This window comes from Tateyamaria sp. GN1-10 (assembly GCF_055693845.1).
The window spans coordinates 3,466,917-3,482,634 of record NZ_JBVFUR010000004.1 but is presented as its reverse complement, the minus strand read 5'-3'; the positions used below and the strand labels follow the sequence as shown (position 1 = coordinate 3,482,634).

Here is a 15,718-nt window from a genome sequence, read left to right as displayed (position 1 = left end):
CATTGCCCCGGCGCGGGTGGCGCGATACATGCGCGCCCATGACAGAACGCCCACACCGCAACTTCTATGGACGTCTGAAGGGCAAGGCCCTGAAGGACAGTCAGAAACGTTATCTGGATGAGGACCTTGCCGCCTTGTCCCCAGGGCCCGTGTCCTGGGAAGACAATCCGGCGCGTGATCCGCTTGATCTGGACGCGCGGTTTGAGGGAAAGCCCGTCTGGCTTGAGATTGGCTTTGGCGGTGGCGAACATCTTGTGCATCAGGCCGCTCAGAACCCGGATGTGGGCATCATTGGCGCGGAGCCGTACATCAACGGTGTTGCGATGCTGCTGGGCAAGATCCGGCGGGCCGGGGTGGACAATTTGGCAGTGCATCCCGGAGATGCGCGGGACCTGATGGATGTGCTGCCGGAGGCGTCGATTGACCGGGCCTTTCTGCTCTATCCCGATCCGTGGCCCAAGGCGCGCCATCACCGCCGCCGTTTCGTGACGCCGGAGCATCTGGACCCCTTGGCCCGCCTGTTGAAGCCCGGGGCGATCTTTCGCGTGGCGACCGATATCCCCGACTATGTGCGCCAGACGTTGGAAGAGGTGCCCAAGGCCGGTTTTGAATGGCTGGCCGAGCGCCCTGCCGATTGGCGGGCGCCGTGGGACGACTGGATCAGCACGCGCTACGAGCAAAAGGCGCTGCGCGAGGGGCGGGTGCCGCATTATCTGACCTTTCGGCGGGTTTTTTAGGGAGATATTGGGGGCTCTGGCCCCCTGCGCGTTCCGCGCTCCCCCGAGGTATTTTCAGCCAGAAGAAGAGACAGGCGCGTGCGCGGTCTGGACGGGCTTGTGCGGGCGGGGTAGGTCTGCGCCGAAAGAATTGATGCGAGCGCAAACATGTCCAGCCACGGTGATCCGATCCCCATGACCTCTTCTGCCTGTGGATCCCTGTCGGGGACTGCAGATGTGCCGGGCGACAAGTCCATTTCGCATCGGTCCCTGATCCTGGGGGCCATGGCCGTGGGGGAAACCACGATCACCGGGTTGCTGGAAGGGCAGGATGTGCTGGACACGGGCCGGGCCATGCAGGCCTTTGGCGCCGAAGTAATCAACCATGGCGGCGGGTCGTGGTCTGTGCATGGTGTTGGTGTGGGGGGCTTTGCCGAGCCTGATCAGGTCATTGATTGCGGCAATTCCGGCACCGGGGTGCGCCTGATCATGGGGGCGATGGCGACATCCCCCATTTCCGTGACGTTTACCGGCGATGCCAGCTTGAACGGTCGCCCGATGGCGCGTGTGACCGATCCGCTGGCGCTGTTTGGTTGTGAGGCTGTGGGCCGGTCTGGGGGGCGTTTACCCATGACCTTGGTGGGGGCCGCGGACCCGGTGCCTGTGGAGTACACCGTGCCGGTGCCTTCGGCGCAGGTGAAGTCCGCCGTGCTGCTGGCTGGGTTGAATGCGCCCGGGCAGACGGTGGTGATCGAGGCCGAGGCCACCCGCGATCATACCGAGCGGATGCTGGCAGGGTTCGGGGCCGAGATTTCGACTGAGGTGACAGACGCGGGCCGTGTCATCACCTTGAAAGGGCAGCCGGAGCTGAAGCCGCTGCATATTGATGTGCCGCGTGATCCGTCCTCGGCCGCGTTTCCGGTCTGTGCGGCGCTGATTGTGCCCGGATCGGATGTTTTGGTGCCGAATATTGGGTTGAACCCGACCCGGGCCGGGCTGTTCACCACGCTGCGCGAGATGGGTGCGGATCTGGTCTATGAGAATGAGCGGGAAGAGGGCGGGGAGCCAGTGGCCGATCTGCGCGTCCGGTTCTCGCCCGATCTGGTGGGCATTGAGGTGCCTGCGGAGCGTGCGGCCAGCATGATTGATGAATATCCTGTGCTGTCGGTTGTGGCGTCTTTTGCCAAGGGGCAGACGCACATGCCCGGCGTGAAGGAACTGCGGGTCAAGGAAAGTGACCGGATCGACGCGATGGCGACCGGTTTGCGTGCCGCCGGTGTGACCGTTGAGGATGGGCCCGATTGGTGGACGGTGACTGGCCTGGGTCACGGTAATGTACCGGGCGGCGTGACCTGTGCCAGCCATCTGGATCACCGGATTGCCATGTCGTTCCTTGTCATGGGGATGGCCACGCAGAAGCCGATGTCGGTGGATGATGGTGGGCCGATTGCCACGTCTTTTCCGATTTTCGAGCCGCTGATGGGTGGGCTTGGCGCGCAGTTGCGTCGCGATTGATCCATGAGTTCCGCGCCTTTCACCGTTGCGATCGATGGGCCTGCCGCGGCAGGTAAGGGGACGATCAGCCGCGCGATTGCCGCGCATTTCGGATTTGCGCATCTGGACACCGGGTTGTTGTACCGGGCGGTTGGGGCGTTGGCGCTGGACGGGGCGGACCCGATTGAGGCGGCGCGGGCGTTGTTGCCTGAGGCGCTTGAGCATGGTCGGCTGCGCACGGCAGAGGTGGCGCAGGCGGCCAGCCGTGTTGCTGTCATACCAGAGGTGCGCGCCGCCCTACTGGACTTTCAACGGGATTTTGCCCGCCGTCCCGGTGGTGCGGTTCTGGATGGGCGGGACATCTGTACGGTGATCTACCCCGATGCCGAAGCGCAGCTGTTCGTCACCGCGAGCGCCGAGGTGCGGGCGGAGCGCCGATGGAAGGAATTGTCCGGAAAGGGCGATGACCGCACCCTGGAGCAGGTGCTGGAAGATGTGCGTATTCGGGATGCGCGGGACAGCGAGCGAGATGCGGCCCCGATGAAGCCTGCAGTGGGTGCGCGCGTCATTGATACCTCTGATATGTCGATTGAAGAGGCAGTCGCCGCGGCCATATCACATGTTGAGATGTGCCGAGGGGCAACCGCCACCTAGCCGGCTTGCAATGCGCAGTTCAATTCTGCCGAATCGACAATGACATAGGACGTGCAGGTGATCCGCCACTCCCCATCCGCACCCCGTTTCAGGAGCGAGAATGCAGGATAAGGTTGCTGCACCAGAATATCCCGACTGAGCAGCCGGGTTTCATGTGTCGCTGCAACTTCGTTATCGCTTCGGAAGCTTGCTGACACGCAATGGCGGGCCATTATGGTCACCTGCTGTTTGACCAAATGAGCGTGTACCGCGTCGAATGTGGTCTTCAGATCTGCACGGGTGTGTATCTGGCGCTGCCCTTCAAGCGTTTCCAGATCGTAGGGAAAAGAGAAGCACTGGGCAAAGCTTTCAAAATCTCCCGACATCAATGCAGTCCCGGTGCGCGCAAGCAGATGCTCTGAAACTTCAGATGGGGATCGTAAGTCGTTCGACATCGTTAACCACTGTTCAGGTACTCGTACAACTGTGTCACATTTGTAAGAAAACTCAATGATTTCAGAAATTTCCCGCGAGGCGGGAAGTCTGTCTCCTGAGTGGGTCAGGCGGCGTGTGCACCATCCGCCAGCGTTTTGACAAAGGCCAGCACCGCGTCGACGCTGTCACCGGCTGCGATCCGGCCGACGATGGCCGATCCCACAACTGCGCCATCTGCCACCGACGCGATGGCCTTGGACTTTTCGGGTGTGTTGATGCCAAAACCGACAATCACGGGCAGGTCGGTGGCGGATTTGATCCGTGCCACTTCGGGACCTACATCGCCTGCCTCGGCTTCGGCGGCACCTGTGATGCCGGTGATTGATACGTAGTAGACAAAGCCGGATGTGTTTTGCAGCACGCGCGGCAGGCGCTTGTCATCGGTTGTGGGCGTGGCCAGCCGGATAAAGTTCAGGCCCGCGTCTTGCGCCGGGATGCACAATTCGCTGTCTTCTTCGGGCGGGAGGTCAACGACGATCAGGCCGTCGATTCCTGCGTCCTTTGCCTTTGTAAGAAAGGCGTCGACGCCACAGGAGTAGATCGGATTGTAGTAGCCCATGAGAACGATGGGCGTCGTGTCATCTGTTTCCCGAAAGCTGCGCGCCAGGTCGAGTGTGCGGTCAAGCGTCATACCGGCTTCGAGCGCGCGCTGCCCGGCAAGCTGAATGGTTGGTCCATCCGCCATCGGGTCCGTGAAAGGCAGACCAAGCTCAATGATGTCCACGCCCGCTGCCGGCAATCCCCGGACGACCTCGAGGGATGTATCGTAGTCGGGGTCACCCGCCATGATGTACGACACAAAAGCCTTGCGTCCTTCGGCTGCCAGGGCCGCGAATTTGGCGTCGATCCGGGTTGTCATCTCAGTCTCCTGTCCGTCCTGTCTCACCTGCCAAAGCGATGCAGGAAAGGCAAGCACTGTCAGAATTTGAAATGATATCGGATGGAATATGCATTCATGCCCGGATTGACATCTGCCAGGTCGGCATTTGATTTGTGTGAAATTACCGCAGAGATCGCGTGCCCGTTTTCGAACTGGTATCCGACCCCGAGAAGAGATCGGATTTGAAACGTGGACCCAAGGAAATTCTGAAACGTGCCTTCTTCGTAGAGGCCGGGCATGATGCTGTTATCGATGAACCAGCCACTGTTCCACTGCCAGCGTGACCAGACACCACCGCCTATGAACGCATCACCTTCGCCAGTGAGGCTAAGGCTTGCGCCCCAAGCGACGGACAGAACGCGCTTTTGCACAAATGGTGTGTGGCGATACTCAAGATCAAAGGCCGCACCGTCCCGTCCGCCTTCGCCAAAGTCTGATGTCCCAAGCGCAAAGGTCAATTCCTGTGCAGATGCGGCAGTGATGCTGAGCAGCAGTGAAATGATGGCAACATAAATACGGTTCATGTTGTTCTTCCTAATTCTAAATTTCCGCCGCAGCTAATATCTATCCGCGGCCCGAACCACCATGGCCAATGCGGCTGCATCAATTCAATTTCTTTCAAGAAAACGCGATCACTTTGTCTGAACCTGTCACCGCCTTGCACCTGTTCACTGTCCTGCTAGAAGCAGCGCAACGGCTGAAAGGACGATGAAATGGGTTTCAAGATGGGAATTGTGGGTTTGCCGAACGTGGGCAAGTCGACACTTTTTAATGCGTTGACCAAGACGGCGGCCGCGCAGGCGGCAAATTTTCCTTTCTGCACGATCGAGCCAAATGTAGGCGAAGTTGCTGTTCCTGACGCCCGCTTGGACAAGCTGGCGGCAATCGCGGCATCCAAGCAGATCATACCGACCCGGATGACTTTTGTAGACATCGCTGGCCTGGTTAAAGGCGCATCGAAGGGCGAGGGGCTGGGCAACCAGTTTCTGGCCAACATCCGCGAGGTTGATGCGATCGCGCACGTCTTGCGCTGTTTCGAGGATGGAGATGTCACCCATGTTGAGGGGCGTGTCGATCCGGTTGCCGATGCCGAGACCATCGAGACGGAGTTGATGCTTGCCGATATCGAGAGCCTGGAAAAGCGGTTGCAAAACATCGTGCGCAAAGTGCGCGGTGGCGACAAGGAAGCAGTCCAACAGGAGCGTTTGATGAAAACAGCGCTTGGTGCCCTGGAAGATGGTCAACCGGCCCGCGTGGTCGAGGTGGATGACGAAGACGCCAAGGCGTGGGCCATGCTGCAACTGCTCACCAGCAAGCCTGTTCTATATGTCTGCAACGTCGGAGAGGCAGAAGCGGCCGAGGGCAATGCCCATTCTGCCAAAGTGGCTGATATGGCGGCGGCGCAGGGTAACAGCCATGTCGTGATTTCGGCCCAGATCGAGGAAGAAATCAGCCAGCTTGAGGATGACGAAGCACAGATGTTCCTTGAGGAAATGGGACTGTCCGAAGCGGGGCTCGATCGGTTGATCCGCGCAGGCTACGACCTGCTACATCTCGAAACATACTTTACTGTTGGCCCCAAAGAAGCACGAGCCTGGACGATCAAGGCTGGGACGTCTGCGCCCAAGGCGGCTGGTGTCATTCACGGCGATTTCGAGAAAGGTTTCATTCGTGCAGAAACCATTGCCTATGACGATTTTGTCACCTTAGGAGGAGAGCAGGCGGCCAAGGACGCTGGGAAGATGCGCGCCGAAGGCAAGGGATATCAGGTGAAAGACGGGGATGTCCTGCATTTCCTGCATTCGTGAAAGGCCGAGCAGCGCGGTGATCCGCAGCACACCCGGCCAAGCGTTTTACACCATGCGCACAAGCACCTTACCGGTGTTACCGCCGGTATAGAGCAGATTGACGGCGTCCACCGCGTTCTCCAGCCCATCCACCACATGAAGCGGCAGTCTCAGCTCACCCGCCTTTACCCATGCGCCCAGATCGGCCTGCACTTTCGGCATGAGATCCATGTAATCGAGGATCACGAAGCCGCGCATGCTCAACCGTCGCATGATGATGTTGCGGAACATGTAGGGCCCGGGCACCGGGTCCTTTTCAGTGTAACTTGAGATCAGTCCGCAAATCACGACACGCCCGAAGTCGCGCATATGCGTGAGCGAAGCGTCAAGAATGTCACCGCCGACATTCTCGAAGCACAGGTCGATGCCGTCTGAACAAGCCTCGCCAAGGGCCTCCGTCACATCCTGGGTTTTGTAGTTGATCGCCGCGTCGATCCCGAAGTCTTCTGTGAGCATCCGGCATTTGTCATCGGAACCGGCAATGCCAATCACCCGGCACCCCTTCCTCTTGGCCATTTGGCAGACCATCAACCCCACGGCTCCTGCCGCTCCACTGACAACAACTGTCTCGTTGTCTCGCAGTTCACCAATGTGGTGCAGGCCGACATGTGCCGTGGGGCCCGCAATGCTCGTGACAGCGAAGGCCTGCCCCAGATTTTCTTGCGCGGGGAAAGGCGTAAAACTTGTTTCATCGCCAATCACTTGGTTTGACCACGAGGCCATGCCAGAAGCAAAACTTCCAACTGGAAAATTGGTGTTTCTGCTTTCTATGACCTCTCCGACGACGAAGCCGCGCATCGGATCGCCGATGCGTACGGGATCCATGTAGATATCCCAGTCCGACACCCACACACGGTTCTGTGGCGTCGAGGGACAGATAGTGGATCTTCACTCTGAACTGACCTTCCGTCAGGTCAGTCAAAATATGCTCCCGTAGGGTGAGGGTTTCTGTCGTAAATACATCGTTGGGGCGCTCGTTAAAAAACCAAGAGATCGCTGTATGCTTAGACATAATCTTTTCCCGGGTTGAAGAGTTGCACCGGATGGTGCAGTTTCAATCCAAGGTTGAATTTCTTGCTTATGCAAGGATTCTATGTTTCGCGGCCTGAAGCGCCGATCAAACTGCATCAAATTGCATCAGCGCTGCTCCTTGTTGGACGCTCTGCTTTCTGCTTGCTCTGGCTGGAGTGGGACGATAGACGGGTCAACGGAGACGTGGCCGAGTGGTCGAAGGCGCTCCCCTGCTAAGGGAGTAGGCCCGGAAGGGTCTCGAGGGTTCGAATCCCTTCGTCTCCGCCACCCACCATTTTCATTCAGTTCTGTTGGCACTCATTCAACCCCTTATGGGGCTGTTTTTGTTGATCTATCTGCATTCGTAGTTGCTTTTCACTTCTCTTCGAATACACTCGTTTCTATTCATTGCGTGGTAGAAATCGTGGTACTTTTATGGCTGCACTTGGCGGAAAGCTGACGAAAAATCTGGTGCGAACCCTCGGCCCCGGTCGCCACGGCGACGGGAGCGGCTTGTACCTTGTGGTCGACCCATCCGGCGCACGACGCTGGATTGTGCGTGTCACAGTGAAGGGCCAGCGCAACCGCGAAGGGAAGCCTCTACGCACCGACTTCGGGCTCGGTGGCGCTGATGTCGTGACATTGAACGAAGCGCGTGATCGCGCCTTGGAATATCGCAGGCTAGCGAAGCGAGGGATCAATCCGCGCTACAATGGGAGGCAGGAGATCCCTTGCTTTGAAGATATCGCGCGTCAGGTTCACATCGAACGGTTACCAACGTGGAAGAACCCAAAGCACGGCCAGCAATGGATCAACACGCTGGCCGAGTATGCCTTCCCAAAGATTGGGCGTTTGCCAGTGTCCGAAGTGGGTCAACCTGAGGTGCTGCAAGTCTTGTTGCCTGTCTGGACCGAGAAGCACGAAACTGCCAAACGGCTCGCGCAGAGGGTCAAGGCGGTGCTGGACGTGGCGAAGTCGAAGGGTTTTCGAGATGGCGAGAACCCGGTAACGACGATCCGCGACGCCCGTGTGCTGCCACAGGTCAAACAGAAGGTGCAGCACCATAAGGCAATGCACTGGAAGGATGTGCCCGGCTTCTTCGCTGATCTTGCTACAAAGGATGCGATGGCCGCAAAGGCGTTAATGTTCACTTGTCTGACGGCCGGTCGCACAAGTGAGGTTTTGCATGCCCGCTGGGAAGAGTTTGATTTCGATCAGAAGCTATGGATCGTTCCAGCTGAACGCATGAAAGCAGATCAAGAACACCGTGTGCCGCTGACGCCTCAGATGCTGGCAATTGTTGAGCCGCTCCAAGCGTTTAAGTCGGAGGTGGTTTTTGAGGGTCAGAAACGGCATAAACCCATGAGCAATATGTCCATGCTTATGTTGCTCCGTCGGATGCAGGTCGAAAATGTAACTGTGCATGGGTTCAGATCTACGTTTCGTGACTGGGCATCTGAGCAGCCGGGTGTGTCGCGAGAAGTGGCTGAGATGAGCCTTGCTCATCAAGTTGGTTCTGAGGTCGAACGTGCCTACGCTCGCTCGGATCTCTTGGCCAAAAGACGAAACCTGCTAGAAACTTGGTGTGATTTTATCGGCGGAAAGCCTTATGCCTGAACTACGGGTTCCTTCAGAAGGCTTTCCCTTCATTTCGTCGGCAGAAGCTCAATGGTTAGCAGTCGAAACCCTTTTCCTGAGTCGTTCAAAGGCGATTAGTTTTGACAGAACATATCTTGGGTTTCTTTCATTTTACTACATCGAATGGGCGAAGGCGGATCTTGATCAAGGCAATGAGCTCAATGCCATGACGCACTTCAAGGTTCTCGAGGAGTCGGAAGAACTTCGATGCGAATTGCATAGTCCGAGCGCTTTGATCTTGGACGTGATTTTCAACGACGTGCAACCCTTGAGGATGGTGCTGGAGGCCGTGCTGCGAGGAGCAAGCAAAGAAGAGGCCTATGCAATGGTGTCAAAAAGCTTGGTCGAACTAAACAATATGCGCGGCGAATTTCAAAAGGACCCCGAGTTCAGGAATGCGCTGCCAAGAGCTCTGAAGCAGACTAGTCCCAGCCGTCTCGAAGGGCTCTGGAGGCAATACGCTGATATTTTACACTACGTCTTTCTTTGGAAGGCTGGTTATCAGCATGCCAGACTTCGCAACGATCTTGAGATAGTGCAGGGGGAGGAGCGTGTTGTGGACTTCCTGAAGGAACGATTTGCGTCTCAAAAGAGAACTAATCCCATCAAGATGAAAGCGCCGCTCTTTCTACATTTTTTGCCAGTTGCAGCGTGGGCGGAGGAAAAAAGATAGATTCCTGAAAGCTGTTTGAGGAATTCAGACGGCCCTGCATGTGCCAGCATTCGGTCAAACCCAATCAGTGTGGAGGCCTTGAATGCGACCTGACATCTTTGAGAATGATAGAATTTACGATGACAACGATACGGAGCTCGATGTCATCGCCCCCGAAACAAGCGTGCGCAGTGGCGACATCGAAGGGTGGGGCCCAATTTTTTGCGATTTGGTAGAAGAATAAAATACCACGGTGCTGACCTGAATGCCTGGGTTCAACAAGCACTCGTCGTAAACGAAAGTCCATCACCCTAGAACGAACAAAACCCCGCGCGAGCGAGGCTTCGTCAGATGGTTCTAGCATCCCTTTCCTATCGGAATCTTGTTCGCAAATCAAACTAAACCGACCCACAAGAGCGTGGATTAAGCACGGTGTTGCAACATTTCGAGCGAAGGAAACTAACATTTGGGACAGATGAAATTCGTTAAATCGAGAGCCGACATCCACAGATCAGATGAACTGGTTAGCCTGGGAAATAACCATCCCGCCCGGACCACGTATTGGGTGGCTCGCGTCAATGCGAACTCGGTCTACCTTGGCTTTTACCGCTTCCCCAGGCGCGATTTGATCAACGAATGTTTCGTAACTGAGGCTGAGCTCAACGAGGTTATTGAAGTGCTCAAAAATGCCAATCTGATCGACTACGATGATGAAACAGGATTCATCCGCGTTGTTGGTTGGTTCTACGAAGAGTACGCGCCTGAAAACCGGTCACAGGTAATCACTCGATCAAGGGAGTATCTTACCAATCGCGTTCCCCGTGCCAAGATCACCGCTCGATCAATTGCAGAATTCTTGTGCGGTAGCGCTATGCGCGTCAGTGAATACGACCCGAACAGCAAGCATGGGCCGGAGGTCGTTGAGGAACTTCGAAGGTTCATTGTTCAGGCACGGCATAAACATCCTGACCTCGACTATGCGATGGTTGAAGAGGTTCGCCGCCAGCGTTTGGAGGAAGTGCCTGAGATAAAGGATATCAGCTTCGGCTTCTTCGACTACAGCACGGTGCCTTCACCGTCCCCTCAGGATGGCCTCACGATGCTGGCACAGGAAAGGAAAGCAGAATCAGAAAAAGAAAAAGAAAAAGGCGTTACACCAATAGAAGTGGTGAAGATTTCACCAAGGACTGAGACGCTTAAGAGTTCGATGGCGCAGAATGCAATAGCATCGGGGAAGGGCTAATGATGTGCCGGTTCTCTGCTCGATTTGGCTACATGCTAAACCCTGCTGTCCATAGGCGGAGCAAGGTTACGCTTGTGCCTACGGCACCGCACCTTGTGGGGGAATGGGTGCACCCCTTCCCCTCAACCCCAACCCATATCGATCACGAAGGCATGAGTTGTTCACGGGAGGAACACAGTGGTCTCGTTAGCAGAACCTGAGAAACGGTCCCGGCTAGTTCGAGTGCGTTGTACGCCCGCGGAATTGGAGCGTTGGCAGGCGGTTGCGAATTCTCGCGATGAAACGTTGTCAGGTATCGTTCGCCGCCTCATGGACGGCACGCCCGAAAAAGTTCGTGTGCCAATCCCGCCCGCCGACGCACGCTTAGTCCGTCAAGTCGCCATGGTTGGCAACAACCTCAATCAGATCGCACGGGTTGTAAACGAGGCCCGAGTGATTGAGGCTCACGCCGATGCGCGGGACATCCTAGGCCATCTCGTGATCATCGAACGCACGCTTAGTAAGCTGGTGCAGGAGGCATCAGCATGATGATACGTTTTTTCAAACACGGTGACGGAAGTGGGCGGGCGGCGGTTCGATATCTACTTGATGAAGAAGTCGCCGCCTATGATGCGAACCGCAAACGCATTTCGGGCAAGACAGAAGTCCGAACTGTGCCGCCAGAGATCATACGTGGCGACCCAGATCAAACCATCGCCTTAATTGACAGCAATCATCGGAAATGGCGGTACGTGAGTGGGGTGATCGCCTTCGCTGCTGAAGACCAACCAAGCCAAGACGAGCTGGCAGCCGTCATGGACGATTTTGAGCGTACGGCGTTCGCTGGGTTGGAAACAGACCAATACCAGTGCCTTTGGGTCAAGCACGTTCACAAGGGAAATGTGGAGCTGCACTTTGTTGTGCCTCGCGTAGAATTGTATGAAGGGGCCGCCTTCAACCCGGCACCACCGCGATCTGAGAGCTACTTCAACGCATTTCGTGACTTCTGGAACACCGCCAAAGGCTGGGCCAGCCCCGACGATCCCAAACGGCGGCGAACACTTCGGCACGTCTTTGAAAGCGATGACCGCACGCAAATCCGAGACGCCATTAGAGCGCATGTGATCTCAAAAATCGAACTGCGCCAGGTTCGAGATCACAGCGATGTCCTTGCCGCCCTGCGCGAGCTGGAAGAGGATGGCATGGAAATCAAGCCACCACGCCCCTCAAAAAGGCCCTCTAAAAAACCGGCTTCGAAAGTCGTTATGCGAGTGATCGGTTCAGAGGGCACCTCTCAGACATATCGACTGACTGACAGAATTTTTCACGAGGATTGGACCTACGATGAATGGGTTGCTGCAAAGAATACAAGAGAGAACGGAACGGGAGGTGAAAGCGTCCGAAGACCGGATTTGGCAAGAGCTGAACGACTTCGACGAAACCTTGAAAAGGCAGTTGCTCGCCGTGCAAGCCTTAACCGAGAGAGATATGAAAGAAGTCGCCGAGCGCACGCGCTCCGCCTTGAAGCTGCTTCAGAAGGACGTTCTGACCCAGGCGGAAGAGGTCCAGCAGACGATGCGCGAAATGCAGGATCGGCACCAGCTCTGGCGGAGCAAGGGGGAGTGGCGTTTCATCGTGACGCCCATGGGGATCGGCGCGGTGGCGATGCTGATTGGGTCGATGATAGCCTTCGCGAACATGCCGATCCCGGTCCAGACGAAGGTGGAAATTCAACCGCCGATCAACGGGCTGGAGAACTCAGCGAGGGTGATGGCCCTCGGCGGTGCTGGGACGGTCCTGGTCCTTCCGGAGGGTGTGGAGCAGAGAACCTGCCCGCTGCGCGTTCCGGAGGGCCGCATCTGCGTCAGAACACCAAGAACGGAGGATTGAATGTCCAACTTGACACCTATGGAGCGCGAATTGCTGAAATCCGTCAATCAGTTGATCGAGCGCTCAGACAAATCAGCGAAGGATATAAGGCTTTCCGCCGACAGAATATCGATGGCAACGCGACGAGACATGGAGTCTTTGAGCGAGTGCGTGAAGCTCTTGGCCGAGTGTCAGATGCGATTGGTGGACTGGTGTCGCGCCTCCGCCGAGGAAGCGGCAATCGATGGTTCAGCGACGCGCGCGTTGGCGTCAGTGCAGCAAGCACTCCACAAAGCGATGGTCGAAGCTCAGCGCTAAGGCAGGACAGCTTGCGTGGCTTTGGTCCGTTTCCTTGAACACTGAGAAGCCAATCGGCCACGTGGGAGCATCGTGTGCTGTGCACTACAGATGCTGGCTAGACCAGTAGGGTTCTGTGAGCAAAGTACCTCCAAGAGGTAACTTGCGACGGCGTGTCCAGGATTGTGCGGTTGATGATTTTCTGTGGGCGTAGCGAAAGAAGAATCGCTCCATCCCCTTTAGGCAACTCAAACGTTCTAGTCAGCCCAGTCTCATCTTTCCAGAGTGCCACCGAGCTGCTTCCGGTTCCTCTGATCTTTATGGATCGCCTAACTAATCCAGCTGAGGTTAGGCTTAGGACAGAGGAGCCAGGGTCGTCGGCTAGCGCCGTCGCATAGCTTCCTGGCCATCGCCCAGGAATCTGCGCGCTATCCATAAGAAGAGCGAAGATTAGGTTTGGGCCAACCGCACGAAGCGCATCATGACACGAGTCGGAGCGTGCAAGCTCCTCGCAAATCAAGGAGGTGAACACCGTGTCATCCCGCAATGAGTGAAAGGACAGGCTGCGGTTGCCGATGTGAGCATCTTCCCACCAGAACTTGGTGGTGGCATCTACTAATGAGGTAAGCCCGTACATTTCCAACTGGTTGAGGTCGAGTTTCCAACGTTGTTGCTTTGATCTAATTTGAATTCTCGTATGGTTGCTGGTTTCGCCCCACTCTCTGATCGCGAGAAAATTTCCATGTTCTGCGTTCATATTTGTTGCCAAGCCAGCGAGACATAGCTCTGCTTCTGGGCAAATCTCTTTGAATTGTTCGCCCAGCTTGACGTAGAGTTCGTAGTCCAGTGACAATTCCGGCAGGATTATCCCGTGGATTTCATCGACTTCTCGCTTCGCTTCGTCCAACATGACCGAAACTTGGGCTAAAAAACGCTGCCTTTTGTTGGCGTCATCAATCCAGTGTTGTTTGACGCGAAAACTCTGCCAGTCACGTTCTCCGGTGATCTTCCTTTCACTTCTGGAGGATGGTTCAAACGCGAGTGCATCTATCTCAAACGGGAATGGTATGAGTAGCAGGTTCAGCGGCTTACCCCTTGCCTCGCATTCGGCACCTGAACTCAGTTCCCGATGTATTTGCGGCGAATAGCTAAGCCTTAGCTCCGAGCTCCCTGGAAGTAAGGCCAAATTCCTAGATAGATTTCGCAAACCAACGCCGACACTGGGGATTCTTGATTTAGGCAAAACGGTAGCTAATGCTGTGTTCGCCATCATAGTGATACTGGACGGCGGATCGCCCACTAGCACTAATGCACCGTCGTCAGAACTACTCATTGCCTTTTCTTCGGCAAGGCTTTCTGTGAAGGCTCCCAGTCGCAGCGCAGAAACCCAAGCCGCCATAACATTGCTATCGTCGATTGTTGTTCGGTCGAAGTATGCACGCGAAAATGCCGTATCTGATATAATGAATAATGACAAAGCCGCCTTGGCCCAGCGAGGTGCATACTTTTCGTCGCTGGTGTCTCTCTTAAGCAGAACACTTTCGTTCCAAGACGCGATGATTTCATCCCAGAGCCTAACCACTGGCTCGGGCATCGCTTCTTCAATATGTCCCTTGACGGGGTCTGCCGAAAGTCTCGCCCAGCTCGCTCCGCAATCAACAAGGATTCTTCTTTCATCTGACGAGACTTGGAAACCTGGGTTGTCTCGTGGCTCAATGTGCGGGTCCAAATGCCCGACAAGGCTTGAAACCTTACAGATGTATCCGGCTATGGCGAAAACATCGGACGGCAGAAGCGGCGGAAAGAGCCAAGGTGCGTTGGGGTTTCCTGCAGTATCGGCGTCAAGATGCTCCAGCATGGCAGCAGTATCGGGCTGCGTGCCTTCCGGAAAAAGTGATTTGATGATGTTTCCGATAGTCTTATTCAATGCCTTAAACCAATGCTAAATTTCTGACCTGCAGTGTTATTTCAGGGAAACTCGAATGCGATCTTCGATCTCCGAAAGGGTTGAGCCTGGACTAAGCTCTAGTTCCTTCGTCCACTCAATGAACTCGATGACATCCAGCCTACGTTCGCCTGTTTCGACCTTCGCTATGTAGGACTGCGGTCGATCCAGGCGGTTGGCGAGCTCTTGCTGCGTGATCCCTTTCAATTTTCTCGTTTCAATCAGCACCTGCATCAACGCCTGGTGCCCCGGCGTTCGCAGACTTCTGGTCATGCGGCATCTCCATTTGGCCTAAGCCCTTGCCGCGTAATCCTGTTATGGTATTATCCCATTATAGGATATTATGGGGGAAGCTATGTCTGGTTCCCAAAAGAACAAGCCGAAAATGCCGCCCGGATACAAAGTCATCCGTGGCAACGTTGTAGACATTGTTGATCGCGTCGAGCGGGAGGTGAACCGCCGGACCAGGCGTGTCGAGCGTTCACGGCAATGGCGGGAAATGACACTTCGGGAAGCGGGCGGGCAAGAACACATGTTCATTGGGGAAGTGCTCAACCGCGCTCGTCAAGGTGACGATGTCGCCGTTGTCTTGGCACCCGTGGGGCGTGAACCAGTTGCGCTGGCGAACCTGACGGCTCAATGCTTGCAACTGCATGGGTCTGCCGACCCGGACACACCGGAAGGTAAACTCTCTGCCACGTTTCTGGTGGCGCTCATCGGCGCTTTACCAGGTCTTTTGATCTACTATGCGGTCCTAGCCGTGTTTTTCCCGAACATGAGCGACAGCATGTCGGCGACGGCGTTGAAGTTCTATCCTTTCGTCCTGTTGCCAGCCGCATGGTGGATTTCCACAAGGTTGACCGCTTGGGCACGGGAGCGCGCAGAGCGTGCCTCAAAGGAGGTTGAACAGGCGTTGGTGGCCGCTGGAATAACATCGGACACCGAGGTTCGTGACATCCACGGAGTCAGACAGGTGGCGCTGGCCTAGCCAGAATAGACATTGGATGCTACGAGGCGGA

At 56.0% G+C, this 15,718-nt stretch carries 17 protein-coding genes, 1 tRNA gene and 1 pseudogene; 13 read left to right on the top strand and 6 right to left on the bottom strand.

Going from position 1 to position 15,718, the window contains the following annotated elements; all coding sequences use genetic code 11:
- Positions 1 to 38: 38 nt before the first annotated feature.
- From trmB to ACZ1HN_RS19325, 3 genes are all read left to right on the top strand, one after another.
- The gene (gene trmB, locus ACZ1HN_RS19335) at positions 39 to 737 is read left to right on the top strand and encodes a tRNA (guanosine(46)-N7)-methyltransferase TrmB (protein WP_472728672.1); all 699 of its coding nucleotides are present in this window, start codon (positions 39 to 41) and stop codon (positions 735 to 737) included.
- A gap of 147 nt (positions 738 to 884) precedes the next feature.
- Complete coding sequence (gene aroA, locus ACZ1HN_RS19330; RefSeq protein WP_472728671.1) at positions 885 to 2,231, top strand: 3-phosphoshikimate 1-carboxyvinyltransferase; 1,347 nt, start codon at positions 885 to 887, stop codon at positions 2,229 to 2,231.
- Between the two features lie 3 nt (positions 2,232 to 2,234).
- On the top strand, positions 2,235 to 2,864 hold the full coding sequence (locus ACZ1HN_RS19325; RefSeq protein WP_472728670.1) for a (d)CMP kinase: 630 nt from the start codon (positions 2,235 to 2,237) through the stop codon (positions 2,862 to 2,864).
- Here the strand turns inward: ACZ1HN_RS19325 and ACZ1HN_RS19320 are convergent.
- The 3 genes from ACZ1HN_RS19320 to ACZ1HN_RS19310 form a co-directional block, all read right to left on the bottom strand.
- Positions 2,861 to 3,229, bottom strand: coding sequence for a hypothetical protein (locus ACZ1HN_RS19320; protein ID WP_299698809.1), 369 nt, complete (start codon positions 3,227 to 3,229; stop codon positions 2,861 to 2,863). The genes ACZ1HN_RS19325 and ACZ1HN_RS19320 overlap by 4 nt on opposite strands.
- A gap of 173 nt (positions 3,230 to 3,402) precedes the next feature.
- A complete protein-coding gene (trpA, locus tag ACZ1HN_RS19315; protein ID WP_299698810.1) occupies positions 3,403 to 4,197 on the bottom strand; it encodes a tryptophan synthase subunit alpha in 795 nt (264 codons plus the stop codon).
- Positions 4,198 to 4,256: 59 nt separating this feature from the next.
- Positions 4,257 to 4,742: an acyloxyacyl hydrolase gene (locus ACZ1HN_RS19310; protein WP_299202070.1), complete on the bottom strand. Its 486-nt coding sequence runs from the start codon at positions 4,740 to 4,742 to the stop codon at positions 4,257 to 4,259.
- Positions 4,743 to 4,931: 189 nt separating this feature from the next.
- Here ACZ1HN_RS19310 and ychF point away from each other — a divergent pair, with 189 nt between their 5' ends.
- Entirely contained in the window at positions 4,932 to 6,026 is a 1,095-nt protein-coding gene (gene ychF, locus ACZ1HN_RS19305; RefSeq protein ID WP_472728669.1) for a redox-regulated ATPase YchF, read from the top strand.
- 45 nt (positions 6,027 to 6,071) lie between these two features.
- Here the strand turns inward: ychF and ACZ1HN_RS19300 are convergent, their stop codons facing one another.
- Complete coding sequence (locus ACZ1HN_RS19300) at positions 6,072 to 6,917, bottom strand: NADP-dependent oxidoreductase (RefSeq protein WP_472728668.1); 846 nt, start codon at positions 6,915 to 6,917, stop codon at positions 6,072 to 6,074.
- A 357-nt stretch (positions 6,918 to 7,274) separates the two neighbouring features.
- On the opposite strand from ACZ1HN_RS19300, the gene ACZ1HN_RS19295 reads away from it, so the two are divergent.
- From ACZ1HN_RS19295 to ACZ1HN_RS19260, 8 genes and pseudogenes are all read left to right on the top strand, one after another.
- A tRNA-Ser gene (locus tag ACZ1HN_RS19295) sits at positions 7,275 to 7,364 on the top strand.
- A 147-nt stretch (positions 7,365 to 7,511) separates the two neighbouring features.
- Positions 7,512 to 8,693, top strand: a complete 1,182-nt coding sequence (locus ACZ1HN_RS19290; protein ID WP_472728667.1) for a tyrosine-type recombinase/integrase — start codon at positions 7,512 to 7,514, stop codon at positions 8,691 to 8,693.
- Positions 8,686 to 9,387, top strand: a complete 702-nt coding sequence (locus ACZ1HN_RS19285; RefSeq protein WP_472728666.1) for a hypothetical protein — start codon at positions 8,686 to 8,688, stop codon at positions 9,385 to 9,387. The genes ACZ1HN_RS19290 and ACZ1HN_RS19285 overlap by 8 nt, the downstream gene beginning before the upstream one ends.
- Positions 9,388 to 9,832: 445 nt before the next feature.
- A complete protein-coding gene (locus ACZ1HN_RS19280; protein ID WP_472728665.1) occupies positions 9,833 to 10,609 on the top strand; it encodes a hypothetical protein in 777 nt (258 codons plus the stop codon).
- A gap of 177 nt (positions 10,610 to 10,786) precedes the next feature.
- On the top strand, positions 10,787 to 11,137 hold the full coding sequence (locus tag ACZ1HN_RS19275; RefSeq protein WP_472728664.1) for a plasmid mobilization protein: 351 nt from the start codon (positions 10,787 to 10,789) through the stop codon (positions 11,135 to 11,137).
- Positions 11,134 to 11,541, top strand: a pseudogene (locus ACZ1HN_RS19270) (relaxase/mobilization nuclease domain-containing protein); the annotation flags it as partial. The gene ACZ1HN_RS19275 and the pseudogene ACZ1HN_RS19270, both read left to right, overlap by 4 nt.
- Positions 11,542 to 11,932: 391 nt before the next feature.
- Entirely contained in the window at positions 11,933 to 12,478 is a 546-nt protein-coding gene (locus tag ACZ1HN_RS19265) for a hypothetical protein (protein ID WP_472729390.1), read from the top strand.
- Complete coding sequence (locus tag ACZ1HN_RS19260; protein WP_472729389.1) at positions 12,479 to 12,775, top strand: hypothetical protein; 297 nt, start codon at positions 12,479 to 12,481, stop codon at positions 12,773 to 12,775. It begins immediately after the preceding gene.
- A 97-nt stretch (positions 12,776 to 12,872) separates the two neighbouring features.
- Here ACZ1HN_RS19260 and ACZ1HN_RS19255 read toward each other — a convergent pair whose 3' ends face one another.
- Together ACZ1HN_RS19255 and ACZ1HN_RS19250 are read right to left on the bottom strand one after the other, a co-directional pair.
- On the bottom strand, positions 12,873 to 14,681 hold the full coding sequence (locus tag ACZ1HN_RS19255; RefSeq protein WP_472728663.1) for a hypothetical protein: 1,809 nt from the start codon (positions 14,679 to 14,681) through the stop codon (positions 12,873 to 12,875).
- Between the two features lie 36 nt (positions 14,682 to 14,717).
- Positions 14,718 to 14,972, bottom strand: a complete 255-nt coding sequence (locus ACZ1HN_RS19250) for a helix-turn-helix domain-containing protein (protein WP_472728662.1) — start codon at positions 14,970 to 14,972, stop codon at positions 14,718 to 14,720.
- 82 nt (positions 14,973 to 15,054) lie between these two features.
- Between ACZ1HN_RS19250 and ACZ1HN_RS19245 the strand changes: the two genes are divergently transcribed.
- A complete protein-coding gene (locus tag ACZ1HN_RS19245) occupies positions 15,055 to 15,687 on the top strand; it encodes a hypothetical protein (RefSeq protein ID WP_472728661.1) in 633 nt (210 codons plus the stop codon).
- Positions 15,688 to 15,718: the final 31 nt, after the last annotated feature.

Excerpts from the sequence above, each read along its gene's own strand:
- ACZ1HN_RS19260 (WP_472729389.1), top strand. The coding sequence starts at position 12,479 with ATGTCCAACTTGACACCTATGGAGCGCGAATTGCTGAAATCCGTCAAT.
- trpA (WP_299698810.1), bottom strand. The coding sequence starts at position 4,197 with ATGACAACCCGGATCGACGCCAAATTCGCGGCCCTGGCAGCCGAAGGA.
- ACZ1HN_RS19245 (WP_472728661.1), top strand. The coding sequence starts at position 15,055 with ATGTCTGGTTCCCAAAAGAACAAGCCGAAAATGCCGCCCGGATACAAA.
- ACZ1HN_RS19250 (WP_472728662.1), bottom strand. The coding sequence starts at position 14,972 with ATGACCAGAAGTCTGCGAACGCCGGGGCACCAGGCGTTGATGCAGGTG.
- ACZ1HN_RS19310 (WP_299202070.1), bottom strand. The coding sequence starts at position 4,742 with ATGAACCGTATTTATGTTGCCATCATTTCACTGCTGCTCAGCATCACT.
- ychF (WP_472728669.1), top strand. The coding sequence starts at position 4,932 with ATGGGTTTCAAGATGGGAATTGTGGGTTTGCCGAACGTGGGCAAGTCG.
- trmB (WP_472728672.1), top strand. The coding sequence starts at position 39 with ATGACAGAACGCCCACACCGCAACTTCTATGGACGTCTGAAGGGCAAG.
- aroA (WP_472728671.1), top strand. The coding sequence starts at position 885 with ATGTCCAGCCACGGTGATCCGATCCCCATGACCTCTTCTGCCTGTGGA.
- ACZ1HN_RS19320 (WP_299698809.1), bottom strand. The coding sequence starts at position 3,229 with ATGTCGGGAGATTTTGAAAGCTTTGCCCAGTGCTTCTCTTTTCCCTAC.
- ACZ1HN_RS19265 (WP_472729390.1), top strand. The coding sequence starts at position 11,933 with ATGAATGGGTTGCTGCAAAGAATACAAGAGAGAACGGAACGGGAGGTG.
- ACZ1HN_RS19285 (WP_472728666.1), top strand. The coding sequence starts at position 8,686 with ATGCCTGAACTACGGGTTCCTTCAGAAGGCTTTCCCTTCATTTCGTCG.
- ACZ1HN_RS19325 (WP_472728670.1), top strand. The coding sequence starts at position 2,235 with ATGAGTTCCGCGCCTTTCACCGTTGCGATCGATGGGCCTGCCGCGGCA.
- ACZ1HN_RS19290 (WP_472728667.1), top strand. The coding sequence starts at position 7,512 with ATGGCTGCACTTGGCGGAAAGCTGACGAAAAATCTGGTGCGAACCCTC.